The sequence below is a fragment of the Pseudomonas sp. ADAK13 genome, from assembly GCF_012935715.1.
Lineage (GTDB): Bacteria > Pseudomonadota > Gammaproteobacteria > Pseudomonadales > Pseudomonadaceae > Aquipseudomonas.
The window spans coordinates 110,973-136,853 of the sequence record NZ_CP052860.1 but is presented as its reverse complement, the minus strand read 5'-3'; the positions used below and the strand labels follow the sequence as shown (position 1 = coordinate 136,853).

Below are 25,881 nucleotides of genomic sequence, written 5' to 3'. Positions count from 1 at the left end.
CCGTGAAACCAGGTGCGAAATCACCTCTGAGCTTAGTCGGCATCCGAAAAAGCAGGGTGACGAGGGTGTTACGTGGTGTGCCGGGGACGATCACCACCAGGCGCCGACATTTGGCCGAATCGTCGTTATCCCTGGGTCAGGCCTGTGGTTAGACTCCAGGCTTGCCTCGGAGATTAACCTCATGAATGCGTACTTGAATCCCGGCCGCTTCATCGATAGTGACCACCCTGCGGTGGTGGAGTTCGCCGAAAAACATCGCGGTTCGAGTACCGCGCCCCGTGACCAGGCAGTCAGTCTTTACTACGCCGTGCGCGAGGCGGTGCGCTACAACCCCTACACCTTCAGCCGCGACCCGCAAACCCTCAGCGGCAGCTTTGCATTGGCCGCCGGCGAGAGTTATTGCGTGCCCAAGGCGACGCTGTTGGCGGCGTGTGCAAGGCACTGCGGGATCCCGGCGCGCATCGGTCTGGCCGACGTGCGCAATCACCTGTCCACGCCGCGTTTGATCGAGCTGCTCAGAAGTGACGTATTTGCCATGCATGGCTATACCGAGCTGTATCTGGACGGCCGTTGGGTGAAGGCTACGCCCGCATTCAACCAGCAACTGTGCGAACTGTTCGATGTGCCGCCGCTGGATTTCGACGGCATCCACGACAGCGTTTTCCACGCCTTCAATCGCAAGGGCCTGCGCTCCATGGAATACGTGGTGGACCATGGGCAATTTGCCGAGGTACCCGAGGAATTCTTCTTCGCCCACATTCAGAAATGTTACCCGCACCTGTTTGGCGAGCAGATGCCGATCCTGTTGGGGGACATGCAGAGTGATTTAAGCCGGACGTGATCCGGCGTATGCTGCCCCGGCATTCATCCAACCATCTTTTTCAAAATCGGGGCGGTCATGCTGAAAATCTGGGGTCGTAAAAATTCGTCAAATGTCAGGAAGGCACTGTGGTGCGCCGAGGAACTCGGCCTGGACTATGAGGCAATTGATGCGGGCGGGGCTTTTGGTGTGGTCGACACGCCGCAATACCGCGCACTGAACCCCAACGGCCGGGTGCCGATGATTGAAGATGGCGACTTTGTGCTGTGGGAATCCAACACCATCGTGCGTTATCTGGCCGCCAAACATGCGCCGGATTCGAATTGGTACCCCAGCGACCTGCAAGCCCGGGCCAACGCCGAAAAGTGGATGGACTGGACCACCTCGACCCTGGCCGAACCATTCAAGACCGTATTCTGGGGCGTGCTGCGGACGCCGGCTGAAAAGCAGAACTGGGACACCATCAACGCCGGTCGCCAGGCCTGCATCGATGTCTTGCAGACGGTGGATCAGGCCTTGGCCGCGCAACCTTACCTGTCCGGCAGCGAGATCGGCATGGGCGATATCCCCTTGGGCAGTTTCATTTATGCTTGGTTCGAAATGCCCATCGAGCGCCCGTCGATGCCGAACCTGGAGGCCTGGTACCAGCGCCTGCGCCAGCGTCCGGCCTATCAGAAATCGGTCATGACCGCGTTGACCTGATACCCACTATTAATACGGGTGACTGTACTTGTGCGGCGCGGACAAGCACCATGCTTGTCACGCGCAGCCGTTGTATTCCGTGCGGTCTGCCCTCATGTAACAATTCTATTCCTCTTCTTTGGTGCGTAATCCGATATGAGTTCCGCTCTGTCCATCCGGCAGCTAACCAAAACCTACGGCAACGGTTTCCAGGCCCTGAGTGGTATCGATCTGGACGTCGCCGAAGGTGATTTCTTCGCCTTGCTCGGCCCCAACGGCGCCGGCAAATCCACCACCATTGGTATTCTCTCGACGCTGGTCAACAAGACCACCGGTACGGTGAATATCTTTGGCAACGACCTGGACAAATCCCCGGCGGCGCTCAAGCGCAGCATCGGCGTGGTGCCCCAGGAGTTCAACTTCAACCAGTTTGAAAAGACCTTCGACATCGTCGTGACCCAGGCCGGTTACTACGGTATCCCGCCGAAGATCGCCAAGGAACGCGCCGAGCAATACCTCACCCAGCTGGGTCTGTGGGACAAACGCGACGTGCCTTCACGTTCCCTGTCCGGCGGCATGAAGCGCCGCCTGATGATCGCCCGTGCCCTGGTTCACGAACCGCGCCTGCTGATCCTCGACGAACCCACGGCGGGTGTGGACATCGAGCTGCGTCGCTCGATGTGGACGTTCCTCACCGAGCTGAACCAGAAAGGCATCACCATCATCCTCACCACGCACTACCTGGAAGAGGCTGAGCAGCTGTGCCGCAACATCGGCATCATCGACCACGGCACCATCGTCGAAAACACCAGCATGCGTAACTTGCTGAGCCAGTTGCACGTCGAGACCTTCCTGCTCGACCTGAAGAACAACATGTCGGTGCCACCGCAGTTGATCGGTTACCCGAACCGCCTGGTGGACAGCCACACCCTGGAAGTACAGGTAGACAAAGCCGTGGGCATCACCGCGTTGTTCGGCCAACTGGCCACCCAGAACATCGAAGTGCTGAGCCTGCGTAACAAAACCAATCGCCTTGAGGAGTTGTTCGTGTCCCTGGTGGAGAAAAATCTGGCGAAGGTGGCGGTATGAGTTCGGAACTGCAACCCAACCTCGTCGCGCTGCAGACTATCGTCTACCGCGAAGTGAAGCGCTTTACCCGGATCTGGCCGCAAACCCTGCTGCCGCCGGCGATCACCATGGTTTTGTACTTTGTCATTTTCGGCAACCTGATTGGTCGGCAGATTGGTGATATGGGTGGTTTCACCTATATGGAATACATCGTGCCGGGGTTGATCATGATGTCGGTGATCACCAACTCCTACGGCAACGTGGTGTCGAGTTTTTTTGGCAGCAAGTTCCAGCGTTCCATCGAGGAATTGATGGTGTCGCCGGTGTCGCCCCATACGATTCTGATCGGCTACACCCTGGGTGGTGTGCTGCGCGGGTTGATGGTCGGGGTGATCGTGACGCTGCTGTCGTTGTTCTTTACCCATTTGCAGGTGCATCACCTAGGGATCACCTTGCTGGTGGTGGTGCTGACGGCGACGATCTTTTCGTTGCTGGGGTTCATCAACGCGGTGTTTGCGCGTAACTTTGATGACATTTCGATTATTCCGACGTTTGTGCTGACGCCGCTGACGTATCTGGGTGGGGTGTTTTATTCGATCACCTTGCTGCCGCCGTTCTGGCAGACGGTGTCGTTGGCCAACCCGGTTTTGCACATGGTTAACGCGTTCCGTTACGGCATCTTGGGCGTGTCGGATATCAAGATCAGTGTGGCGATCACGTTTATGCTGGTGGCGACTGTGGTGCTGTATGTGGGTTGCGCGCGGTTGCTGGTGAGTGGGCGTGGGATGCGCACCTAAGCGTTGAGATGTAATGAAAAACGGCCTTCAGATGAGGCCGTTTTTTTTTGCGTTTGGTTGGGGGCATATCCGTTTCTTCGGTAACGGCGGCTTATGGTTCCGCTCTTACAGCGGGTCACTTTGGAAAAGCCGGAATGCCGGCCCAGCCCAAAGTAACCAAAGGGCTCTGCCCCGCCTGTCGGCACCTCGCCTAGGCTCGGTGTTCCCTCACTCCGGCATTGCTCCGCGGGCCGCCGCGACGGGGCGTCTCTGCCCCGTCGCGGCTAAACCGGCGTCCTGCCGGTTTACCCGCTCCTCAATCCCTGCGTTCGGCCTCGGGCTTATTGGGGCAGTCAGAGCCAGATCAAGATCAAAAGCAAGAGCACAGCGGCCTACAGGCCGGCTTGAGTGGTAGAAGCCAGATCAAAAGCCAAAGCGAAAACCAAATCTGAAACTGCTGCGGCTCTGCTTTTCTGTGGGAGCTGGCTTGCCTGCGATGCAGACAACTCGGTTTTTCAGGTACATCCAGTTGATGCCATCGCAGGCAAGCCAGCTCCTACAGGGGATCGTGGCCGCTTTAGATTTTGATTTTGCTTTTGCTTCACACCACTCCAGCCGGCCTGTACGCCGCTGTGCTGTTGATCTGCTTTTGATCTTGATTTTAGGCGCCCCGTTAAACCACGCTGGCCGAACGCAGGTAGTACGGAGCGGGTAAACCGGCAGGACGCCGGTTTAGCCGCGACGGGGCAGGGACGCCCCGTCGCGGCGGCCCGCTTCGTGCTGCCGGAGTGCGGGCACACCGAGCCTGAGCGAGGTGCCGAGTGGTGGGGCAAGAGCGTTTTGCTTACTTTTGCGCTGTTCAAAAGTGAGCCGCTGTAAGAGCGGAACCCATATCAGCAACAGCCCAAATAACGGATATACACCCAAACCCACAAACCACCTTACGGCTGCAAAGCCAACTCAATCAACTCATGCAGCTCTTCCACCTGCAGCGGCACGGTAGAAAACAGACTGCGAAACACGGTAGGCGCGACGATCAGGTTAATCAGCCGATCCACACTGGGGGCAGTTTCAGCGTCGCCCGGATAGCGATCCAGAATGATTTCCAGCTGCCCGGTGAGAATCCCCACGCAATACCCCGGCGCCTGGCTGCATTGCACATTGCGCATCATCTCCCGGCCAAGATCCGAACTCATTTCATCGCGATATTGCTCACCCCAGGCCCGCAGATCTCCGCGCAGGCTGCCAGTGTTAGCCGGCTCACTGTCCGGACGCAGACGAGCCATGGCGACATCAGCCAGCAGCGCAGCAAGGTCACCCCAGCGGCGGTAGATGGTCGAGGGCGTGACACCCGCACGGGCGGCTATCTGCGGCACGGTCACGCTGGAACGCTCCTGCTCGTCGAGCAATTCGCGCACCGCCGAATGAACGGATTCTTGTACCCGGGCACTACGGCCCCCCGGGCGAAGGCCTTCTTTTATCGCCATGCGTAAAACCTTAACACAAAGAATTTGCTTTAAGCGCCATCCAGTAGCACACTTCGCAAAAGCAAAATATTAGCTTTAGCGGAGCGTGCCCATGTCCAGCGTTACTTCCCATCGTTCCAGCCTGGTGTTCCTGGCGATCACCTTGCTGACGTTCCTCGCCGCCTCCAGCGCGCCGACGCCGTTGTACCACCTCTATCAGGAAGGCCTGCATTTTTCGGCAGCCATGCTGACCCTGGTGTTCGGTATCTACGCCTTGAGCCTGCTGGCGGCCCTGTTGACCGTGGGTTCACTGTCGGACCACCTGGGGCGCAAGCCGGTGATCTTTGCTGCGCTGCTCCTCGATATGCTGGCGATGCTGCTGTTTATCAATGCCGACAGCGTCGGCTGGTTGATTGCGGCTCGCACGGTACAAGGCTTTGCCACCGGCATGGCCACTGCCGTATTGGGCGCCGCATTGCTCGACACTGACCGTCAGCAAGGCCCGCTGATCAACAGCGTAGCGCCTTTGCTGGGCATGGCCTGCGGCGCCATGGGCTGCAGCCTGCTGGTGGAGTTCGCGCCGATGCCAACCACCTTGATTTACTGGACCTTGCTCGGCTTGATGCTGGCGCAGGCGATCTACGTGTGGCGCCTGCCGGAAACGGTCAGCCGGATCCCGGGCGCGCTGGCCTCGCTGTGGCCCACCTTGCATGTACCGCCCCAGGCGCGGCGCGCGTTGTGGATCTCGCTGCCGGTGGATGTGGCGGTCTGGGCCATGGGCGGTTTCTACCTGTCCCTGGCGCCCTCGCTGGTGCGAGCGGCGACCGGGTCTACCTCGAACCTGATCGGTGGCGGGCTTGTCGCGGTGTTGACCCTGAGCGGCGCGGTGATGATTTTCAGCCTGCGCAACCGCCCGGCGGACAAGGTCCTGCGCTTGGGCGCCGCGCTGTTGGCGGTGGGTGTCGCGCTGATCCTTACAGCCGTCCACAGCGCCAGCCTGCCGTTGTTTTTCGTCGCCACGCTGATTGCCGGCGGCGGCTTTGGCTCGGGTTTCCTCGGCGCACTGCGCAGCGTCTTGCCGTTGGCTTTGCCCCATGAACGGGCCGGTTTGATGTCGGCGTTCTATGTGCTGAGTTACCTGGCGTTCTGCGTGCCATCGCTGTTGGCGGGCAACCTCACCCGCAGCTTTGGCTTGATCGCCACCACGGACGGTTATGGCGTGGTGTTGATCGTACTGGCGCTCGGCGCTTTGGTTGCGCTGCTGTTGCAGGATTTGGCGAGGAGCAGGGCGACGGCGGGCAATTGATTCGGTAATAATCCGCCACCCGTAGTACGCCTTGGGATTCACGCATGAAGATCATCCACAGCAAGGACTTCACCGGAAGCCGCGCCTGGGAGGCGCTGGACATCGCCAACATGAACGGCATCACCACCCGTTTGCACTGGACCGACCAGCCCTACCGCTGGCACATCAATGACGGGGAAGAAGTGTTCGTGGTGCTGGATGGCGAGGTTCAGATGCACTACCGCGAAAACGGAACCGAACAGATTGTTTTGTTGCAGGTCGGCGACATCTTCTACGCCAGCGTCGGCACCGAGCACGTGGCCCATCCACAGGGCCCGGCGCGGATCCTGGTGATTGAATCCGAGGGCAGCGTTTAGCTATATATCTGCAAAATAGATAACAGTTAGAGATATTACCCGTTATATAGATATTCGACTCGGTTCTACCATGGTCTCAACCTCATGCGAGGAAGAGGATTTCACCATGACTTGCCCCAATACCCTTCAAAGCCGTTTGAAACCGTTCAGTCACCTGACCCGTCCCCGGGAAGTGATTCGCCAGTTCACCCCCAACTGGTTTGCCGCCACCATGGGCACCGGGGTGCTGGCGTTGGCGCTGGCACAATTGCCGGTCAACGTGCCGGGGTTGCATGCCATCGCCGAAGGGCTGTGGCTGTTTGCCATCGGCCTGTTTGTGCTGTTCAGCGTGCTGTACGCGGCCCGCTGGGTGATGTTTTTCCACGAAGCACGGCGCATTTTCGGGCATTCCACGGTGTCGATGTTTTTCGGCACCATCCCCATGGGCCTGGCGACCATCATCAATGGCTTTCTGCTGTTCGGCTTGCCGCGCTGGGGCGATGGCGTGGTGCACCTGGCCGAAGTGCTGTGGTGGCTGGACGTGGCGATGGCGTTGGCCTGCGGGGTGTTGATCCCGTTCATGATGTTCACCCGCCAGGAACACAGCATCGACCAGATGACCGCCGTGTGGCTGTTGCCGGTGGTGGCGGCCGAGGTCGCCGCCGCCAGCGGTGGCTTGCTGGCGCCGCACCTGGCCGACGCCCATTCGCAATTGATAATGCTGGTGACCAGCTACGTGCTGTGGGCGTTTTCCCTGCCGGTGGCGTTCAGCATCCTGACCATCCTCATGCTGCGCATGGCCCTGCATAAACTGCCCCACGCCAATATGGCCGCGTCGAGCTGGCTGGCGCTTGGCCCCATCGGCACTGGTGCTCTGGGCATGCTGGTGTTGGGCGGTGATGCGCCTGCCATCTTCGCCGCCAACGGTTTGCCCGGCGTCGGTGAAATGGCCAACGGTATTGGTCTGATCGCCGGTATCACCCTGTGGGGGGTCGGTTTGTGGTGGATGCTGATTGCGGTGCTGATCACCGTGCGTTACCTGCGGGCCGGGATTCCGTTCAACCTTGGCTGGTGGGGTTTCACCTTCCCGTTGGGCGTGTACTCGCTGGCCACGCTGAAACTGGCGAGCACCTTGCACCTGGGCTTCTTCAGTATCGTCGGCAGTGTGCTGGTGGCGGCGCTGGCGCTGATGTGGCTGATCGTGGCCAAGCGCACCGTGCAGGGCGCCTATAAAGGCGAGCTTTTTGTATCGCCTTGCATTGCGGGACTAGCGAATAAGTAATCGGGATTAGGTAAAGTCGTGGCCTGACTTTCTATAACAGCCTAAAGGCGATAACAGTCTCAGGCCACGCAGGAACACGGACGATGAGCCACCCCTCGCAATTCACTTTGCTGCGCAAACGGCGTTTCCTGCCGTTCTTCATTACCCAGTCCCTCGGGGCGTTCAACGACAATATCTTCAAGCAGTCGTTGATCCTGGCGATTCTCTACAAGCTGACCATCGAGGGCGACCGCTCGATCTGGGTCAACCTGTGCGCCTTGCTGTTTATCCTGCCGTTCTTCCTGTTCTCGGCCCTGGCCGGGCAATTTGGCGAGAAATTCAACAAGGACGCGCTGATCCGGGTGATCAAGATCGGCGAGATTGTGATCATGTCCGTGGGGGCGGTGGGCTTCATGTTCAACCACCTGGAGTTGATGCTGCTGGCGTTGTTTGCCATGGGCACGCATTCGGCCCTGTTCGGGCCGGTGAAGTACTCGATCATGCCCCAGGCGTTGCACGAAGATGAGCTGGTGGGCGGCAACGGCCTGGTGGAAATGGGCACGTTCCTCGCGATCCTTGCCGGCACCATCGGCGCCGGGATCATGATGTCTTCCACCCATTACGCGCCGGTGGTGTCGACCGCCATCGTCGGCATCGCGGTGCTGGGTTACCTGGCCAGTCGCAGCATTCCTCGCGCAGCGGCTTCCAGCCCGGAGATGCGCCTGAACTGGAACATCTTCAGCCAGTCCTGGGCCACCTTGAAACTGGGCCTGGGTCAGGCACCGGCGGTGTCGCGCTCGATTGTCGGTAACTCGTGGTTCTGGTTTGTCGGCGCGATCTACCTGACGCAAATCCCGGCCTACGCCAAGGAATGGATGTATGGCGATGAGACGGTGGTCACGCTGATCCTCACGGTGTTCTCGGTGGGTATCGCCCTGGGCTCGATGCTGTGCGAGAAGTTGTCCGGGCGTAAGGTGGAAATCGGTCTGGTACCGTTCGGCTCCTTCGGCCTCACTGTGTTCGGCCTGTTGCTGTGGTGGCATTCCGGCGGTTTCCCGCAGAACGTCCAGGCCAACGACTGGATCGCGGTGCTGAGCTATGGCCAGGCGTGGTGGGTATTGTTCGATATCCTCGGCCTCGGCGTATTCGGCGGCTTCTATATCGTGCCGCTGTACGCGCTGATCCAGTCGCGTACCGCCGAGAAAGAGCGTGCGCGGGTGATTGCGGCCAACAACATCCTTAACGCACTGTTCATGGTGGTCTCGGCGATTGTCTCGATTGTGCTGCTGAGCGTGGCCAAGCTGTCGATCCCCGAGTTGTTCCTGGTGGTGTCGCTGCTGAACATCGCGGTCAACGCCTACATCTTCAAGATCGTGCCCGAGTTCACCATGCGTTTCATGATCTGGCTGCTGGGCCATTCCATGTACCGCGTCGAGCATAAAAACCTCGACCTGATCCCGGACGAAGGCGCGGCACTGCTGGTGTGCAACCACGTATCGTTTGTCGATGCGCTGCTGATCGCCGGCGCGGTGCGTCGGCCGATTCGCTTTGTCATGTACTACAAGATCTATCGTCTGCCGGTGTTGAACTTCATCTTCCGTACCGCCGGGGCGATTCCGATTGCCGGGCGGCATGAGGACATCCAGATCTACGAAAAGGCGTTCCAGCGTATTGCCCACTACCTGAAAGACGGCGAGCTGGTGTGCATCTTCCCGGAAGGCAAATTGACCTCCGATGGCGAGATGAGCGAGTTCCGGAGCGGTGTCACGCGGATTCTTGAAGAGACGCCAGTGCCGGTGATTCCGATGGCGCTGCAGGGGTTGTGGGGGAGTTTCTTCAGTCGCGATCCGAACAAGGGGTTCTTTCATCGGATCTGGTCGCGGGTGACGTTGGTGGCTGGCGCGCCGGTGACGGTGGAGGCGGCGACGCCCGAGGCTTTGCATGGGGTTGTGGGGGAATTGCGTGGGGGTGTCAGGTAGTTTTCTGCTGTGTTTGACGGCCTCATCGCAGGCAAGCCAGCTCCCACAGGTGACCGCGTTCTACTGAGCAACTCGGTCAAGTGTGGGAGCGGGCTTGCTCGCGAAGGCGGTAGTAGCCTAAGCGCTGATCTTGAGCCCGATCAGCCCACAGATAATCAACGCGACACTGGCCAGTCGAAACAGCGCCATGGATTCCCCGAACAGGATAATCCCGGCAATCACCGTGCCCACTGCACCGACACCGGTCCAGATGGCATAGGCGGTGCCCAGCGGCAGCTCCTTCATGGCCAGCCCCAGCAACCCCAGGCTGATGGCCATGGCGGCAATCGTCAGGGCCGTAGGCAGTGGCTTGCTGAAACCGTCGGTGTACTTCAATCCCACGGCCCAGCCGACTTCAAACAGTCCGGCAAAAAACAGAATGATCCAGGACATGATGACCTCGCTTCTATAAGGCGGGGTCGTCCCCTGAATTAATCGCGCGATAGCGTCGCGAGGTCGTCCACGCGAAGCCCGATAGAGTGCCGAATATTGATCAGGTGATCAAGTTTCGGACTTGCTCGCCAGCAGTTCGCGGTCTTCCTTTTCGCTCATCCGCCGGAAGTACGTTGACAGCAACGCCCCGGAAATATTGTGCCAGACGCTGAACAGCGCGCTCGGCACCGCCGCCAGCGGCGAGAAATGCGCACTCGCCAATGCGGCGCCCAGGCCGGAGTTCTGCATGCCCACTTCCAGCGACAGGGATTTGCGTTGCGCCAGCGGCAGCCCGAACACACGGGCGGTGAAGTAGCCCAGCAGGAAACCAAAGCTGTTGTGCAGGATCACCACGGCCATGATCAGCAGGCCCGACTCGGCAATCTTCGCCTGGCTGGCCGCCACCACGGCGGCCACGATCGCCACGATGCTGACCACCGACACCAGCGGCAATACCTCTACGGCATGGCGTACACGGGCGCCCAGCAATCGTTGCGCTACCACGCCAAGCACGATCGGCAGCAACACCACTTGCAGGATCGACCAGAACAACTCCATGAACGACACCGGCAACCAGGCCGAAGCCAGCAGCCAGATCAGCGCGGGCGTCAGCAGCGGGGCGAGGAAGGTGGTGACGGCGGCGATGGCCACCGACAGCGCCAGGTCGCCCCGGGCCAGCCAGGTCATGACATTGGAGGAGGTGCCGCTCGGGCAGCAGCCGACGAGTATCACACCGACGGCAATTTCCGGTGGCAGGTGAAAGACCTGGCACAGCAGCCAGGCGACGCCCGGCATGATCACGAAATGCGCGACCACGCCCAATGCCACGCGCCACGGATGACGCGCGACTTCAGCGAAATCTTCAAGTTTGAGGGTCAGCCCCATGCCGAACATCACCAGGCCCAACAGCGGCACGATGGCGCCCTTGAGGCCGATAAACCAGGCCGGTTGCAGGAACGCGAGCACGGCAAAAATCAGCACCCAGTAGGCGAAGGTATTGCCGACGAAACGGCTCAAGGCGGCGAGTGCGCGCATGGGGATGGTCCTTGTTATTAGAATGCTGGAAGTGCTAACCCGATCAACTGTGGGAGCTGGCTTGCCTGCGATAGCATCACCCGGGTGTAACGGATAAACCGAAGTGCCCGCATCGCAGGCAAGCCAGCTCCCACATTGACTGTGCCCACTTAAGACTTAGATGCCCTGTGGGGTCTCTTCACCGCCCAAGGCCTCAACCAACGCCGGCAGGAAGTCGCCAAACGTCAGCATCATCAGGGTAAAGCTGGCGTCCTGTTGGCCCAGCGCTTCATCGCCGCCGTCCTGTTCAGCCTGATCCTGCAGCAGGTCCTCGAACTTCAGGCGCTTGACGGTCATTTTGTCGTCCAGCATGAAGGACAGTTTGTCCTGCCAGGCCAGGGACAATTGGGTCACGACTTTGCCGGTGGTCAGGTGCAGCTGGATCTCTTCGCCGGTCAGGTCCTGGCGCTTGCAACGCACGATGCCGCCGTCTTCGTGGGTGTCACGCAGTTCGCATTCGTCGAGGACGAAGAAGTCATCGGCCGGTTTCTGGGTGGTGACCCAGTCGGTCATGATGGCGGTTGGCGCGGTTTTCACGGTCAGCGGACGTACCGGCAGGGTGCCGATCACTTCACGCAGGGTGGACAGCAGGTCTTCGGCACGTTTCGGGCTGGCCGAGTTCACCAGGATCAGGCCCTGTTTCGGCGCGATGGCGGCGAAGGTCGACGAGCGACGGATAAACGCACGCGGCAGGAAGGCCTGGATGATTTCATCCTTGATCTGGTCGCGTTCCTTTTTGTAGACCTTGCGCATTTGCTCGGCTTCGATCTCTTCGACCTTTTCCTTCACCGCATCACGCACCACGCTACCCGGCAGGATGCGTTCTTCCTTGCGCGCCGCGATCAGCAGGAAATCACCGCTGACGTGCACCAGGGGCGCGTCTTCACCTTTACCGAAAGGGGCGACGAAACCGTAAGTGGTCAACTCCTGGCTTGCACAAGGGCGCGCCAGTTTGGTGGCCAGTGCAGTTTCCAACGCCTCGGCATCAACAGGCAGATCTTGGGTCAGGCGATAGATAAGCAGGTTTTTGAACCACATGGGGTGAGTCTCTCCTTATATACAAAGGGGGGCATTATTCTCCTCATGGCGCCATAGGCCAACCCTCGCTAAGCCATTGGAAGGCCTGAAAAAAATTATTTAAGAAAGTGCTTGCCAGACCCTGGGTCGCTCCGTAGAATGCGCGCCACACCGAAAGTGAAGGGTGATTAGCTCAGCTGGGAGAGCATCTGCCTTACAAGCAGAGGGTCGGCGGTTCGATCCCGTCATCACCCACCATTCGCTTCTTAGTGTTACGCGCAGCGGTAGTTCAGTCGGTTAGAATACCGGCCTGTCACGCCGGGGGTCGCGGGTTCGAGTCCCGTCCGCTGCGCCATATTCGGTCACCTGGAACGCTGAACGCCAGGTACCACGGAAAGCCCGCTCATTGAGCGGGCTTTTTGCTGTCTGGGGTTTATAAAACCGCCGGTCAAAAAAACGCCCCCGATCATGTGCCGTGATCGGGGGCGTTTTTTTATGCGTTTAGAAATCCCAGCGGGTGGTGACCATGAAGTTGCGTGGCTCACCATAAGCGGCAGAGTTATAGAAGCCGATGTTGGTGTAGTAGGACTTGTCGAAGAGGTTGTTGACGTTCAGCGTCGCCGACACGTTCTTGGTGATCTGGTAGCGGGTCATCAGGTCCACCAGCCAGTACGCTTCCTGGGAAAACTCTTCATAACCGCCATGGGGGGTGTTGTAGATGTCCTGCCAGCCCACGCTCTGCCAGCGCACGCCACCGCCGACGGTCAGCTTGTCCAGGTCTCCCTTGAGCTTATAGGTGGTGTACAGCTTGACCTGGTCTTCAGGCTCGAACGTGGAAATCTTCAGATCCTGGTCGTCACGCACCACCTTGTGGGTGTAGCCGGCCTGAATCTGCCAGCCCGGGCTGAGTTCGCCGGACACTTCCAGCTCATAGCCCTTGGTGACGGCCTTGGTGCCCTTGTAGGCGTAGTTCTGCGGCGTAGGTTTCAGGTTGTTGTAGTCGTCGTCGGAAACGGCGCGGTTGTTTTCGTGGATCTCGAAATACGCCGCGCTGGCGTTCAGCCGGCCGTCGAAGAAATCAGCCTTCAGGCCCAGTTCATAGTTCTGGCCTTCGTCCGGCTCAAGCAATTGGTTCTGCCGGTCGCGGTTGTAGTTTTCCTGGGGCATGAAGATATCGGTGTAGCTGGCGTAGACCGAGTAGGTTTCATTCAGGTCGTACACCACGCCCACATACGGCACAAAGCGTCCGGTCTCGCGGTAGGACGGGTTATTGCCGGTCAGGTGATAATTGACCACCCGTCCCCCGAGCAGCAGCTTCAGGTCATCGGCCAGGTTCAGGCGCGTGGTCATATAGGCGCCGGTCTGGCGAATGGTGTCATCGATGTATTGCTGCGGCGCGCCCCAGTAGGGTTGGGGGGCGTGACCGTGCCAGTTATTGAAGTCGACGAGGTTGGGGGCGAGGTTCCAGTAGCCCTTGCCGTTCCAGTCGGAAATGCCGATGGAGCCGCCCACCACCAGTTCATGCTCACGGCCGCCCAGGCTGAAGGGGCCGCTTGCGTACAGGTCGGCGGAGTCGCTGACGGTTTCCCCGGTGTATTTTTGCGAAGTGATCTGTGCGGTGCCGTCTGCCCGTGGCTCGTCACCCTGAATCGAAGCCATCAGCGCATGGTAGCCGTTGATCTTGTGGTCCAGTTGCAGCTTGGTGACCCAGCCGTTGCCGAGGTCATGTTCAAGCATGGCGAAGGCGGTACGGGTGTATTGCTCCCAACTGCTCCAGTTCGCGGCGTTGTTGAACGAGCGCTTTACGCTATTGCGATCGCCATTGGCGTTGATCAGCGGGAAGCTGCCGGACCAGCTCGATGCGGTGGGCAAGCTGTCCTGATAGTCGCCACCCACGGTCAGCATCGTGTCGGGGGACAGGTCGAACTCCATGATGCCGTAGTACACCGGGCTTTTGCGTGAGTAACGGTCCATGAACGAGCGCTTGTCCTGGTAGGCCGCGACCGCTCGGCCACGCACGTTGCCGCTTTCGGTCATCGGGCCGCTCACATCCAGTTCGCTGCGGTAGTTATCCCAGGAGCCCGCGCCGAGGCTGGCATGGCCCTGGAAATCTGCCGTGGGTTTCTTGCGCACCAGGTTGATCGTGGCCCCCAGCGAGCCTGCACCGGTGAGCAGGCCGGTGGCGCCTTTAAGCACCTCGACCCGGTCATAGATCGCCATGTCGCTCAGGGTATTACCCGCCGAATAGGCAACGTTGCGCGCGGTGGAAGGAATGCCGTCGTACTGAAAGTTGTTGATGGAGAAACCGCGGGCGTAGTAGTTGGTGCGGTCGGTGTCGAAGGCCGACACGGTGATGCCCGGGGTGTGGCGCATCACGTCGTCGACGTTATTCAGGCCGAAGTCATCCATGTGTTTGCGGGTGACCACGGTCACCGATTGCGGGGTTTCCTTGGGGGTCAACACCAGTCGTGTCGCCGTCGCAATGCTGCCTGGAGTGTAGGAATCAGTCCCTTCAGTAACGTTGCCCAACTGGTTGGAGCTGACCTGCGTCGGGCCCAGCTCCATGGCGCCAGTAGCCGCAGGAATGGCTTCCACTGCGTACACCTGATTGCCTTTGATCACCCGGTAGCCACTGCCTTGAAGCAACCTGTCGAACCCCGCGTCCACACTGTAAGTGCCCTTCAGCCCCGGCCCATTCAGCCCCTCCAGGTTCTGGGACTGGAACACAATGGCCACGCCTGCTTGCTGGGCAAACCGGTTGAGTGTGGCACCCAGTGGCCCTGCAGGAATGTCGTAGGCTTGTGCCGCGACGTTGACCGTGTCGGCCTGGGCCAAGTGGATATTCAGCAATGTCGTCGTGAGCAGCGTGAGCGTCAGCGGCGCGCAACTCAACAGGCGCCGACGTGGGTGGGAAGGGATGGGCATGGTGAAGGCAGTCCTTTAGTTGATCGATATACCTTCCTTGACGGGCAGCCCGGAAAAAAGCGGAAGCAATGCGAATAATTATTTTTTACTTTCGGTGCCCGGGCTGACGATCACGAGCCACGGGGTAAAGGTTCTCAGCTTGATGGGCAGGGTTTGGGCCAGCATCTGCAAGGTGCGGTCGGTGTCGTCCAGAGGCAGTACGGCCGAGACCTTGAGATTCGCCAGTGCGGCTCGATCAAACTGCAAGCGGCCCGAACGGTGACGGGCGATCTCGTCCAGCACTTCCGGCAACGGCCGGTTATCCACCACCAGTTGATGGCGGTGCCAGGCGTCGTTGACGCTCGCCGGGTCGATGCTGCCAGACAAACGCACGGCGTCCGCACTGACCTGCGCCCGCGAGCCGGCGTCAACTTCCAGCGTCTGCTGGCCATTCGCGCTTTTTGCCGCCACGCGGGATTCGAGCATGCTCAGCACCGTTACATCGCCTTCGCGCTTGACCACAAACCGCGTGCCCAACGCGCGCAGGGTACCTTGGGCGGTCTGCACCACAAACGGCCGCTCGCGATCGTGAGCCACTTCTACCAAGATCTCGCCTTGCAGCAGTTCGATGCGGCGCTGCCGGTTGTCGAAATACAGGTTCGCCGCACTGATGCCGTTCAACGTCAGCGTGGAGCCGTCCGCCAGGCGCAGGGTTTTCCACTCGCCGGGGCCGTTGTGCACATCGGCCATCCACTGTTGTGGGTAAGGGCTGTAGAGCAGCGCCACAGCGGGCAGGGCCAGGCTGCACGCCAATACCAGCGCGCGGCCGTAGTGCTTGCGGGTTTTCCCGGGCCGTGGAAACGCGGCGTTCAAGGCCGCCCGCGCCGGGGCTTTTTGCCCGCGCAGGGCCTGCATCCGTGCGACCACGTCTTCCATGCGCGCGGCGGAAGCGGCGTGTTGTGGGCCTTGCTGCTTCCAGCGTTCGAATGCCTGGCGCTGGGCTTCGGTCAATTCGCCTTCGTGCAGGCGAAGCATCCATTCGGCGGCTTGTTCGTCGATCTGTTGGCGGGAGTCAGGCATGCGCGGCTCAGATGTCCACGCTGTGGCTGCAATGCAGCAGGGCCTGGATCAAGTATTTGCGGACCGTACGCTCCGACAGTTTCAGTTGGCGGGCGATTTGCTGCTGGGTCAGGTCTTCGAGGTAATACAGCACAAACGCCTGACGCACGTTGTCGTGCATGCCTTCAAGAATAAACGCGATGTGTTCAAGGGCTTCCAGGGTGGCGTGGAGCTGTTCAGGCGACTGAAAACCTTCCAGGGTTTCCACCGTCAGCATCAGTTCCTGAAGGTAGGCGTTTTCAATCTGCTTGCGCCGGGCCTGGTCGATGATCAGCCGCCTGGCAGTGGTGCTCAAATAGGCGCGGGGTTCGCGAATGCCCGTCACGGACTCCCGCGCGTGCAGAATCCGCGCGAAGGTGTCCTGCGCCACGTCGGCGGCGTTGTGGGTACAGCCCAGTTTTCGGCGCAACCAAGTGAACAGCCAGCCGTGATGCTCGCTGTACAGCTCGGTAATCTCCCGTTGGAACGGCGGTTCACCCACAGACATAAGGCGCGACCCAGGTGTTATTGAGAATAATTGTTAATTGTGGGGCCAAGGCTTGGGCAAACGCAATAGACTCGCGTTTGCACCCAAAGCACCGGTTTTGCGGGGCGCGCGTGGGGGAAGGCAAAATATTTTAAATAAATTGCATTTAAATCATGACATTACGGAAAAATGCTATAGAATGCGCCCCACACCGAAAGTGAAGGGTGATTAGCTCAGCTGGGAGAGCATCTGCCTTACAAGCAGAGGGTCGGCGGTTCGATCCCGTCATCACCCACCATTCGCTTCTTAGTGTTACGCGCAGCGGTAGTTCAGTCGGTTAGAATACCGGCCTGTCACGCCGGGGGTCGCGGGTTCGAGTCCCGTCCGCTGCGCCATATTTAGGTTACCTGGAACGCTGAACGCCAGGTGCCACGGAAAGCCCGCTCATTGAGCGGGCTTTTTTGTGCCTGGGATTCAGGTCAGCGACTGAGTGCCGACTCTGCCTGGACCCGTGCGGGGGCCCGCCGAGCCAGAAACGCAAAAACCACCATCGCCGTCAGCAGGGTGAATCCTGCGAGCAATTGCAGCAGGGTGTTAAAGCCTGCGAGGTAGGCCGCGCGCAGTTCGGCCAGTGGAATCGCCGTGCCGGCCTGCAGGACATCACCCATCACCAGCGCTTGTGCAATCACTGAAACATCCGCCGCAGCGCTACCCCGCAAGTGGTGCGCCACCAAGGCGCCCAGCACGGCCATGGTGATCGCCAACGCCACGCCTTCACTGGCCACGCGGGTCGTATTGAAAATCCCCGCCGCCATTCCTGCGCGCTCCTTCGGCACCACGCTGATCGCCAGGCCATCCATCAGGCCCCACGGCAACCCCGTGCCGATCCCGATCACCAGCATCGCGGCGACGGTTTGCCCGGGCTGCCCGGCCAGGCTTAACCCCCACAAGCCCGCCGCCGCGATCAGCAAGCCAATGGCACACAACACACCCGCCGACAGCCAGCGCGTCAGGGTGGCGGCGATCATCGGCACCACCAGCATCGGTGCCGACAGCGCCAGCATCATCAAACCCGCATCCAGCGCGCTGGCGCCTTCCACACCGATAAAACGCAGGGGCAGCAACACGATCAGCACGATGTAGCAGTAACAGGTGCCGATCGGCAGCAACTGCACGCCAAGAAAGCGTGGGAAGCGAAACAGCCGCAGGTCCAGCATCGGTTGGCTTGAGCGATTTTCGACGAGGATAAACACCAGCAGAAATACTGCCGCTGCCACCAGCAGGGCATCAACCAGCGGCGACGTCCAACCGTGTTCCGGGGCGAGGATCACCGCCGTGGTCAGGGCCACCAGCATGGCCGAAAACGTCAGTACGCCGGTGGTATCCAACCGCAGCGCCTGCGGGTCGCGGCTTTCACGCATTTTGGGCGCGGCAAACAGCAGCGAGAGGCCGGCGAGCAGGGCGGTGCCGAGGAAAATCGCGCGCCAGCCCCAGTGCTCGATCATCAACCCCGAGAGCAACGGCCCAAACGCCAGGCCTGCACCGAACGTGGTGCCCAGCAAGCTGAAGGCTCGGGTGCGCGCGTGGCCGTCAAACTCCTGGGCCAGCGCGGCACAGCCACTGGCCAGCGCCGTGGCCGCCGCGACGCCCTGCACGCCACGCAATATATCCAGCCAGAAAATCCCCGGTACCATTGCCAGTAGCACGGAGACCACGGTGAACAGTGTCATGCCCCACAAGAAAAGGCGCTTTCTCCCATACAGATCAGCGAGGGTGCCGGCGGCCATCAGCAGGCTGCCGAAACTCAGCATGAAGGCGTTGGTGATCCACGCCAGTTGGCTGGGCTGGGCGGCAAACGCCTGGCCGATAAACGGCGTGGCGACGGCGCCGCCGGTGAAGCTCATGGGCAATACGAGGGCGGCCAGGCAAATCGCGGCCAGGATGGAATATCGGCCAGGGGCGGGCACAGGTTCGGGTGTGATGTTCATGGGTTATTCCCGCAGGTCTGAAGATGTAAAGACTCTAATCAGGATGCAATTGTGGATAAACGGGCTTACATTCCGTTCATAACGGACCCTATGGATGTAATGGCGTGATGGATAACCTGAGCGGCGTGATCGCCTTTGTAAAAACGGCCGAAGCCCTGAGCTTCACCGGTGCGGCCCGCGCGATGGGGATTTCCGCCTCGGCGGTGGGCAAGAACGTCGTCAAGCTGGAGGCGTCGTTGAATGTGCGGCTGTTGCACCGCAGCACGCGCAAGGTCAGCCTGACCGCCGAAGGCCAACTGTTCTATGAGCGCTGCCGGAAAATTCTCGACGACCTGCAAGACGCCCGCGCCATGCTCTCCCATGCCATGCAGGCGCCCCGGGGCAAGTTGCGGGTCAGCCTGCCCACCATCGGCTATCGCTTTCTTTTTCCCCACATGATGGCGTTCCGCAAAGCCTACCCGGAGATCGAACTGGAGCTGGATTTCAACGACCACCTGGTGGACGTGATCGAGGAGGGCTTCGACGTGGTCATCCGCAGCGGCGGCCTGGCGGATTCGACCCTGATGGCCCGCAGGCTGGGGCCGTTCAGGTTTGTGTTGTGTGCGTCGCCCGAGTACCTGCGCGCCAACGGTCGGCCGCACTCCCTGGGCGACCTGGAGCACCACCCGTGTCTGCGTTACCGCTTCGCCACCACCGGAAAAATCATGGACTGGACCTTGTCCGCCAACCCGGCCATCACCCAATTGCGCCTGCCCACCGCGCTGACCTTGAACAACATGGAGGCCATGCTCAGGGCCGCGATGGATGGCCATGGCATTGCCTACGTGCCGGACTTCCTGGCCCGCGAGGCCCTCGCCCAAGGCCAGCTGGAAACTGTGCTCGACGGCCATTCCGATGACCAGGGCCAGTTCTGGGCGCTGTGGCCTTCCAGCCGGCACCTGTCACCGAAGATCCGCGTGTTTGTCGACTTCGCCGCCGCCCATCTGTTCACAACCCCACCAGCCGGTAGCCCACCTGCAACTCGGTAATGAAGTACTGCGGCTGGGCCGGGTCCGCCTCCAGCTTTTGCCGCAGATGGGCCATATGCACCCGCAAATAGTGGGCGCGGTCCACGTAATCCAGGCCCCACACTTCGAGCAGTAATTGGCGATGGGTGAGTACCCGGCTTTGCCCGCGAATCATCGCGCAGAGCAGGCGGTATTCGATGGGCGTCAGGTGCACCGGCAGGCCCTGGCGCCACACTTCATGGGTCGCCAGGTCTACTTCAATCTCGCCAAATGCCACCTTGCTGGTGGCCGCCACCGTGCCGGTTTGCCCGTGTCGACGCAGTTGCGCACGGATGCGCGCCAGCAACTCGGGCACGCCGAAAGGTTTGGTCAGGTAGTCATCGGCGCCGGCATCCAGGGCTGCGACTTTTTCCTCCTCGCGATCCCGCGCCGACAGCACCAGGATCGGCACCGCCAGCCAACCCCGCAGCTCGCTGATCAACTGTTTGCCGTCGCCGTCCGGCAGGCCGAGGTCGACGATCACCAGGTCTGGCTGACGGCTGGAGGCGTGGATCAACGCGCGCTTGACGCTGTCGGCCTCGAACACCTGGAAGCCCTCATCCTGCAGGGCGATGCCGACAAAGCGGCGGATATTGGCCTCGTCTTCAACAATCAGAATGCGTGCAGTGCTCATAGGGCGTCCATTGAGGGCGGGGTGCCCGCCGGTAAAGTGATGACGAAATGCATGCCGCGCTCGCGGCCAGGCTTGGCTTCGATGCGCCCGCCGTGGGCTTCGACGATGCGCTTGGCCAGGGCCAGCCCCAGGCCGATGCCGGCGACGGAAGACTCCTGCTGGCCACGGGCAAACGGTTCGAACAGATTGGCCGGCGCGCTGCCCGGGCCGGTCTCGCTGACTTCCAGCAGGATGCTGTCCGACACTGCGCGGGCGGCCACGGTAATGACGGTGCCGGGCGGGGTGTACTTGGCAGCGTTGTCCAGCAGGTTGACCAGCACCCGTTCGATCAACAGCGCGTCGACTTCCACCAGCGGCAACTGCGGGTCCAATGTGGTGTGCAGCACATGCCGGGCCAGCGGTTCGCGCAATTGGCGCAAGGCGCTGCCGACGATTTCTTCCAGCAAGTGCCATTGCCGGTTGAGCCGCACGCCACGCTCTTGCATGCGGGCCATGTCCAGCAGGTTTTCGATCAGGCGTTGCATGGAAGTGGCCTGCTCATGAATGCCCTGCAGCAGCTCGGTCAGCGGTCCTGGCGGCGCATGGGGCAGGGCGGTGTCGGCGGCGCCGATCAGGGTGGTCAGCGGTGTGCGCAAGTCGTGGGAAATCGCCGCGAGCAGGGTGTTGCGCATCTTCTCGCCTTCCATCTGCACCAGGGTGCTTTGGGCTACTTCGACGAAGTGCACACGCTCCAGGGCAATCGCCAACTGGCTCATGCAGGCTTCCAGCAGGCGGCGTTCTTCGGGCTCGTTGAGGCGTTCGCTTTGTGCCAGTTCCAGCACCAGCACGCCGCGCACGCGCATCGGTGCCTTGAGCGGCAGGTAGCAGCCTTTGGCGGCGGATAAGGTGTCGGTGCCCTGGCCGGCGGACTGGCCGTGGTCGTAGGTCCACTGGGCGATGCTGTCGTCGATCGGTAAGCCGCCTGCGCCCACGCTGTGCACGCCATCGGCGGCGTCCGGCAGGGCCAGGCCGACCCGCGCCTCGAACACGCCACTGAAGGTGCGCAGCGCGACTTCGCTGATCTGCTCCACGGTCAACGCCGCCGACAGGTCGCGGGCCAGGCGTGCCAGCGAGGTGGCGCGGCGTTCCCGAGCGGCGGCGGTGCGGGCTTCGTGGCGCAGGCGGGCGGTGAGTTGCCCGGTGATCAGGGCGATGCCGAGCATCAGCGCAAAGGTGAAGAAATACTGCGTGTCATTGACCGTAAACGAGTAGCGCGGCTGGACGAAAAAGAAGTCGAAACACAGCACTGCCAGCATCGCCGCCCAGACGCCGGGGCCGCGCCCGAAACGCAGGGCCACCAGCACTACCGTGAGCAGGAACAGCATCACCACGTTGGCCAGCTCGAACACTTGCAGCAGCAGCGAGGCGATGGCGCTGGCGGTGAAGCAGGCGAGGGTCGCCCAGAGATAGGCCAGGGTTTTGCCGGGCGCCGGCGTCGGTTTTTCATGGGGCGGGGCTGTGGCAGGCAATAAGCCGTGGGCAATCACGATCTGGTCGATTTGCGGATGATGCCGGCTGATCCGGTCGCCCACCGACTGATGCCAGAACCGCCATGCCCGGCGCGGGTGATGGCCAAGCACCAGGCGATTGGCGTTGTGTTCCCGGGCACAGGCGGCCAGCGCTTCGGCGACGTCCATGCCCGGCAATGTTGCCGTGTCGGCGCCGAATTCGCTGGCCAGGGCCAGGGTTTTCATCGCCGTGAGGTAGCGCCTGGCGCCGCGCCCCTGGGCTGCGGCGACGTGCACCACGATCCAGTCGGCTTCGAGCTTTTGCGCCAGGCGTGCAGCTTCGCGCACCAGGCGCTCATCCCCGGCGTCACCGGCCACGCCCACCAGCAACCGCTCGCGGGCGGGCCACAGGGTCTTGATTGACTGTTCGCGACGGTACACGCGCATCTGCGTGTCGACCCGGTCGGCGGTGCGGCGCAGGGCCAGTTCCCGCAGGGCCAATAAATTGCCCTTGCGGAAAAAGTGCCGCGACGCGCGCTCGGCCTGGGGGCCCAGGTACACCTTGCCGTCTTTCAAACGTTGCAGCAGGTCATCCGGCGGCAGGTCGACCACCACCACTTCGTGGGCGTTGTCGAACACGTGGTCGGGTACCGTTTCCCGCACGCGAATGCCAATGATCCCACTCACCAGATCGTTAAGGCTTTCCAGGTGCTGGACGTTGAGGGTGGTCCACACATCGATGCCGGCGCTGAGCAGTTCTTCCACGTCTTGCCAGCGTTTCGGGTGGCGCGAGCCGGGCACGTTGCTGTGGGCCAGTTCATCCACCAGCAGCACGGCAGGACGACGTTGCAGGGCGGCGTCGAGGTCGAATTCGGTGAGGGCAAAGTCGCGGTGCAGGCGGTGGGCGCGGGGCAGTTGTTCAAGGCCGTTGAGCAGGTCGGCGGTTTCCTCGCGGCCGTGGGTTTCCACCACGCCGGCGAGTACGTCACGGCCCAGGCTGACTTCCCGTTGCGCCGCGTCGAGCATGGCGCAGGTCTTGCCCACACCGGCGTTGGAACCGAAGTAGATACGCAATTTGCCGCGCAAGGCGGCCTGTTCTTCCTGCTGGACCCGGGCGAGCAGGGCGTCGGGGTCGGGGCGTTCTTCGTTTAATGCGGGCATGTCATTCCTGGTAAATGCGGTTCAATTGTGGGAGCGGGCTCGCCACAGCAATCCCGCTCACACAGTGGATTTGCGGTGCTACGCGAGACCCAGCCCGGTCAGCACCAGGTCAATCAGCTTGATACCGGCAAACGGCACCAGCACGCCGCCCAGGCCATAGATCAGCAGGTTGCGATTGAGCAACGCCGCCGCACCCATCGCGCGGTAGGTCACGCCGCGCAGGGCCAGCGGAATCAACGCGACAATGATCAACGCGTTGAAGATCACCGCGCTGAGAATCGCCGAGTTGGGGCTGGTCAGGTGCATCACGTTCAACGCACCGAGCTGCGGGTAGGTCGCGACAAACGCCGCCGGGATGATCGCGAAGTACTTCGCCACATCATTCGCCACGCTGAATGTCGTGAGGGCGCCACGGGTCATCAGCATCTGTTTGCCGACCTCGACCACCTCAATCAACTTGGTCGGGTTGCTGTCGAGGTCGACCATGTTGCCGGCCTCTTTCGCCGCCTGGGTGCCGCTGTTCATTGCCACCGCCACGTCGGCCTGGGCCAGTGCCGGGGCGTCGTTGGTGCCGTCGCCGGTCATGGCCACGAGCTTGCCCTGGGCCTGGTAGTCGCGGATCAGTTGCAACTTGTCTTCCGGGCGCGCCTCGGCCAGGAAGTCATCCACGCCGGCTTCCACCGCAATCGCGGCGGCGGTCAGGCGGTTGTCGCCGGTGATCATCACGGTCTTGATGCCCATGCGCCGCAGTTCGGCAAAACGCCCCTTCATGCCGCCCTTGACCACGTCCTTCAGCTCCACTACGCCCAAGGCTTTGGCACCGTCGGACACCACCAGCGGCGTACTGCCGCGGCGCGATACTTCGTCGACCTTGGCCTGCAGGGTTGCCGGAAAACTCCCGCCCAACGCTTCGATATGACTGCGGATGGCATCCGCTGCGCCCTTGCGAATGCCTCGGCCTTCGGGCAGGTCGACACCGCTCATGCGGGTCTGGGCGGTGAAGTGCACAAAGCTTGCGCCCAGGGCGTTGATGTCCCGCGCGCGGATGTCGAATTTCTGCTTGGCCAACACCACGATGCTGCGGCCTTCCGGCGTTTCGTCGGCCAGGGACGCCAGTTGCGCCGCGTCGGCCAGTTCGGCTTCCTTGACCCCCGGGGCCGGCAGGAAACTGCTGGCCTGGCGATTGCCCAGGGTGATGGTGCCGGTCTTGTCCAGCAGCAACACATCGATGTCACCCGCTGCCTCAACGGCGCGGCCCGAGGTGGCGATCACATTGGCCGACATCATCCGGCTCATGCCCGCCACGCCGATGGCCGAGAGCAGGCCGCCGATGGTGGTGGGGATCAGGCACACCAGCAACGCCACCAGCACCGTGGCGCTGACCACGCTGCCGCTGCCGCTCATGGCCACGGCGAAGATCGAGTATGGGCTCAGCGTGGCGATCACCAGCAGGAACAACAGGGTCAGGCCCACCAGCAAAATCGTCAGGGCGACTTCGTTGGGGGTCTTCTGGCGCTTGGCGGATTCGACCATCGAGATCATGCGGTCGAGGAATGACTCGCCCGGGTTGACGCTGATGCGCACCACCAGCCAATCCGACAGCACCCGCGTGCCGCCGGTGACCGAGGAAAAGTCGCCGCCGGCTTCGCGAATCACCGGCGCCGATTCGCCGGTGATTGCGCTTTCATCCACCGAGGCCACGCCTTCGATCACCACGCCGTCCAGCGGCACCAGGTCGCCGGCTTCGATCAGCACCACCTGGTCCTTGCGCAACAGCGTCGCTTCGGTCGGCAGCCACGCCGCACCGTGCCTGGGTTGTTGCAGCAGCTTGGCCAGGGTCTGGCGTTTCATCCCGCGCAGGCTGGCGGCCTGGGCGCGGCTGCGGCCCTCGGCCAGGGCCTCGGCGAAGTTGGCGAACAGCACGGTGAACCACAGCCACAAGCTGATGCTGAGGATAAACCCGCTGGGGGCTTCACCCTGGCCGCCGAGGGACTGGAACCACAGCAGGGTAGTGAGGATGCTGCCCAGGTACACCACGAACATCACCGGGTTTTTCCACTGCGCCTGGGGCAGCAGTTTCTTGAACGCATCGCCGCAGGCAGTGAGCACGATGGCGCGGTCAAACAGAGGTAAACGAGCTTTCTTGATCATGGGGGAATCTCTTACTCACTGGCCGCAAGGGGGGGCTGACGCAGGGGCAGGCGGGCGTCCAGCGCGAGGTTGAGTTGCAGCACATTGACCCGGGGTTCGCCGAGCAAACCGAAGGTGCGGCTGGCGGTGTTTTCGTTCACCAGTTGCAGCACGTCGGCTTCGGGGATCTGCCGCAGGCGGGCGACCCGTGCCAACTGGATGCGCGCGTTGGCCACCGAGATATGCGGGTCCAGGCCGGAGGCGGAGGCGGTGACTGCATCCACCGGTACCTGGGCGTCGGGGGCGAGGCCGTTGTCCTGGCGATAGGCTTTAACCCGGGCTGCGACCTGGTCCACCAGTTTCTGGCTGATCGGGCCCAGGTTGCTGGCGCCGCTGGAGCCTGCGTTGTAGGGCTGCGAGACGCTTTTGCCCGGGTCTTGCGGGTCGGCGCCGAGGGTCATGCTCGGGCGGCCGTGGAAGTAGCCAGGCTGGGTGAAATCCTGGCCGATCAATGCCGAGCCAACCACCAGTCCGTCACGTTCAATCAGCGAACCCTGGGCCTGGAACGGGAACAGCAACTGCGCGGCGAAGGTGGTGAAGATCGGGTAGGCGAGGCCGGTCAGCGCCATGAAAAACACCGCTGAAACCAGCATCGGGCGCAACAGCCCTTTGAATATCGATTGAGTCGTCAT

21 protein-coding genes and 4 tRNA genes are annotated in these 25,881 nt (G+C 61.5%); 13 read left to right on the top strand and 12 right to left on the bottom strand.

Going from position 1 to position 25,881, the window contains the following annotated elements; translation table 11 throughout:
* The first annotated feature begins 181 nt into the window (after nucleotides 1-181).
* The 4 genes from HKK54_RS00585 to HKK54_RS00570 all read left to right on the top strand — a co-directional run bounded on the left by HKK54_RS00585 (nucleotide 182) and on the right by HKK54_RS00570 (nucleotide 3,366).
* Entirely contained in the window at nucleotides 182-841 is a 660-nt protein-coding gene (locus HKK54_RS00585) for a transglutaminase-like domain-containing protein (protein WP_169385897.1), read from the top strand.
* A gap of 57 nt (nucleotides 842-898) precedes the next feature.
* Nucleotides 899-1,522 carry a glutathione S-transferase family protein gene (locus tag HKK54_RS00580; protein ID WP_169385896.1) on the top strand — a complete coding sequence of 208 codons (624 nt, stop codon included), beginning with the start codon at nucleotides 899-901 and terminating at the stop codon, nucleotides 1,520-1,522.
* Between the two features lie 135 nt (nucleotides 1,523-1,657).
* A complete protein-coding gene (locus HKK54_RS00575; protein WP_010166381.1) occupies nucleotides 1,658-2,590 on the top strand; it encodes an ABC transporter ATP-binding protein in 933 nt (310 codons plus the stop codon).
* Nucleotides 2,587-3,366 carry an ABC transporter permease gene (locus HKK54_RS00570; protein ID WP_003217229.1) on the top strand — a complete coding sequence of 260 codons (780 nt, stop codon included), beginning with the start codon at nucleotides 2,587-2,589 and terminating at the stop codon, nucleotides 3,364-3,366. The genes HKK54_RS00575 and HKK54_RS00570 overlap by 4 nt, the downstream gene beginning before the upstream one ends.
* Before the next feature lie 920 nt (nucleotides 3,367-4,286).
* On the opposite strand, the gene HKK54_RS00565 is transcribed toward HKK54_RS00570, so the two are convergent.
* Complete coding sequence (locus HKK54_RS00565; RefSeq protein ID WP_169385895.1) at nucleotides 4,287-4,832, bottom strand: TetR/AcrR family transcriptional regulator; 546 nt, start codon at nucleotides 4,830-4,832, stop codon at nucleotides 4,287-4,289.
* 91 nt (nucleotides 4,833-4,923) lie between these two features.
* Here HKK54_RS00565 and HKK54_RS00560 point away from each other — a divergent pair, with 91 nt between their 5' ends.
* From HKK54_RS00560 to HKK54_RS00545, 4 genes are all read left to right on the top strand, one after another.
* Nucleotides 4,924-6,117, top strand: a complete 1,194-nt coding sequence (locus HKK54_RS00560) for an MFS transporter (RefSeq protein ID WP_169385894.1) — start codon at nucleotides 4,924-4,926, stop codon at nucleotides 6,115-6,117.
* A 44-nt stretch (nucleotides 6,118-6,161) separates the two neighbouring features.
* Entirely contained in the window at nucleotides 6,162-6,473 is a 312-nt protein-coding gene (locus HKK54_RS00555; RefSeq protein WP_010166390.1) for a cupin domain-containing protein, read from the top strand.
* Between the two features lie 106 nt (nucleotides 6,474-6,579).
* Complete coding sequence (locus HKK54_RS00550) at nucleotides 6,580-7,734, top strand: TDT family transporter (RefSeq protein ID WP_169385893.1); 1,155 nt, start codon at nucleotides 6,580-6,582, stop codon at nucleotides 7,732-7,734.
* An 83-nt stretch (nucleotides 7,735-7,817) separates the two neighbouring features.
* Nucleotides 7,818-9,692 carry an MFS transporter gene (locus HKK54_RS00545; RefSeq protein ID WP_169385892.1) on the top strand — a complete coding sequence of 625 codons (1,875 nt, stop codon included), beginning with the start codon at nucleotides 7,818-7,820 and terminating at the stop codon, nucleotides 9,690-9,692.
* A 117-nt stretch (nucleotides 9,693-9,809) separates the two neighbouring features.
* On the opposite strand, the gene sugE is transcribed toward HKK54_RS00545, so the two are convergent.
* From sugE to rdgC, 3 genes are all read right to left on the bottom strand, one after another.
* Entirely contained in the window at nucleotides 9,810-10,124 is a 315-nt protein-coding gene (gene sugE / locus HKK54_RS00540; RefSeq protein ID WP_010166396.1) for a quaternary ammonium compound efflux SMR transporter SugE, read from the bottom strand.
* A 108-nt stretch (nucleotides 10,125-10,232) separates the two neighbouring features.
* Nucleotides 10,233-11,198 carry a bile acid:sodium symporter family protein gene (locus HKK54_RS00535; protein ID WP_010166398.1) on the bottom strand — a complete coding sequence of 322 codons (966 nt, stop codon included), beginning with the start codon at nucleotides 11,196-11,198 and terminating at the stop codon, nucleotides 10,233-10,235.
* 156 nt (nucleotides 11,199-11,354) lie between these two features.
* Nucleotides 11,355-12,275 (bottom strand): recombination-associated protein RdgC, encoded by a 921-nt coding sequence (rdgC, locus tag HKK54_RS00530; protein ID WP_008430455.1) that lies wholly within the window; start codon nucleotides 12,273-12,275, stop codon nucleotides 11,355-11,357.
* Nucleotides 12,276-12,436: 161 nt separating this feature from the next.
* On the opposite strand from rdgC, the gene HKK54_RS00525 reads away from it, so the two are divergent.
* Nucleotides 12,437-12,512, top strand: a tRNA-Val gene (locus tag HKK54_RS00525).
* A 20-nt stretch (nucleotides 12,513-12,532) separates the two neighbouring features.
* A tRNA-Asp gene (locus tag HKK54_RS00520) sits at nucleotides 12,533-12,609 on the top strand.
* Between the two features lie 146 nt (nucleotides 12,610-12,755).
* Here HKK54_RS00520 and HKK54_RS00515 read toward each other — a convergent pair.
* The 3 genes from HKK54_RS00515 to HKK54_RS00505 all read right to left on the bottom strand — a co-directional run bounded on the left by HKK54_RS00515 (nucleotide 12,756) and on the right by HKK54_RS00505 (nucleotide 16,764).
* The gene (locus tag HKK54_RS00515) at nucleotides 12,756-15,179 is read right to left on the bottom strand and encodes a TonB-dependent siderophore receptor (protein ID WP_169385891.1); all 2,424 of its coding nucleotides are present in this window, start codon (nucleotides 15,177-15,179) and stop codon (nucleotides 12,756-12,758) included.
* Nucleotides 15,180-15,257: 78 nt separating this feature from the next.
* Nucleotides 15,258-16,238 (bottom strand): FecR family protein, encoded by a 981-nt coding sequence (locus HKK54_RS00510; protein WP_169385890.1) that lies wholly within the window; start codon nucleotides 16,236-16,238, stop codon nucleotides 15,258-15,260.
* 7 nt (nucleotides 16,239-16,245) lie between these two features.
* Nucleotides 16,246-16,764 carry a sigma-70 family RNA polymerase sigma factor gene (locus HKK54_RS00505; RefSeq protein WP_010166405.1) on the bottom strand — a complete coding sequence of 173 codons (519 nt, stop codon included), beginning with the start codon at nucleotides 16,762-16,764 and terminating at the stop codon, nucleotides 16,246-16,248.
* Nucleotides 16,765-16,965: 201 nt separating this feature from the next.
* Between HKK54_RS00505 and HKK54_RS00500 the strand changes: the two genes are divergently transcribed.
* Nucleotides 16,966-17,041 (top strand) — tRNA-Val (locus tag HKK54_RS00500).
* Between the two features lie 20 nt (nucleotides 17,042-17,061).
* Nucleotides 17,062-17,138, top strand: a tRNA-Asp gene (locus HKK54_RS00495).
* Nucleotides 17,139-17,222: 84 nt separating this feature from the next.
* Here the strand turns inward: HKK54_RS00495 and HKK54_RS00490 are convergent.
* The gene (locus HKK54_RS00490) at nucleotides 17,223-18,731 is read right to left on the bottom strand and encodes an MFS transporter (protein ID WP_169385889.1); all 1,509 of its coding nucleotides are present in this window, start codon (nucleotides 18,729-18,731) and stop codon (nucleotides 17,223-17,225) included.
* A gap of 107 nt (nucleotides 18,732-18,838) precedes the next feature.
* Here HKK54_RS00490 and HKK54_RS00485 point away from each other — a divergent pair, with 107 nt between their 5' ends.
* Nucleotides 18,839-19,759 (top strand): LysR family transcriptional regulator, encoded by a 921-nt coding sequence (locus HKK54_RS00485; protein WP_010166409.1) that lies wholly within the window; start codon nucleotides 18,839-18,841, stop codon nucleotides 19,757-19,759.
* Here HKK54_RS00485 and HKK54_RS00480 read toward each other — a convergent pair.
* The 4 genes from HKK54_RS00480 to kdpC form a co-directional block, all read right to left on the bottom strand.
* Entirely contained in the window at nucleotides 19,719-20,411 is a 693-nt protein-coding gene (locus HKK54_RS00480; RefSeq protein ID WP_010166411.1) for a response regulator, read from the bottom strand. The genes HKK54_RS00485 and HKK54_RS00480 overlap by 41 nt on opposite strands.
* Nucleotides 20,408-23,059, bottom strand: a complete 2,652-nt coding sequence (locus HKK54_RS00475; RefSeq protein WP_169385888.1) for a sensor histidine kinase — start codon at nucleotides 23,057-23,059, stop codon at nucleotides 20,408-20,410. Before HKK54_RS00475 ends, HKK54_RS00480 begins: the two co-directional genes overlap by 4 nt.
* A gap of 78 nt (nucleotides 23,060-23,137) precedes the next feature.
* The gene (gene kdpB, locus HKK54_RS00470) at nucleotides 23,138-25,210 is read right to left on the bottom strand and encodes a potassium-transporting ATPase subunit KdpB (protein ID WP_169385887.1); all 2,073 of its coding nucleotides are present in this window, start codon (nucleotides 25,208-25,210) and stop codon (nucleotides 23,138-23,140) included.
* Nucleotides 25,211-25,221: 11 nt separating this feature from the next.
* Nucleotides 25,222-25,881 carry a potassium-transporting ATPase subunit KdpC gene (gene kdpC / locus HKK54_RS00465; RefSeq protein ID WP_169385886.1) on the bottom strand — a complete coding sequence of 220 codons (660 nt, stop codon included), beginning with the start codon at nucleotides 25,879-25,881 and terminating at the stop codon, nucleotides 25,222-25,224.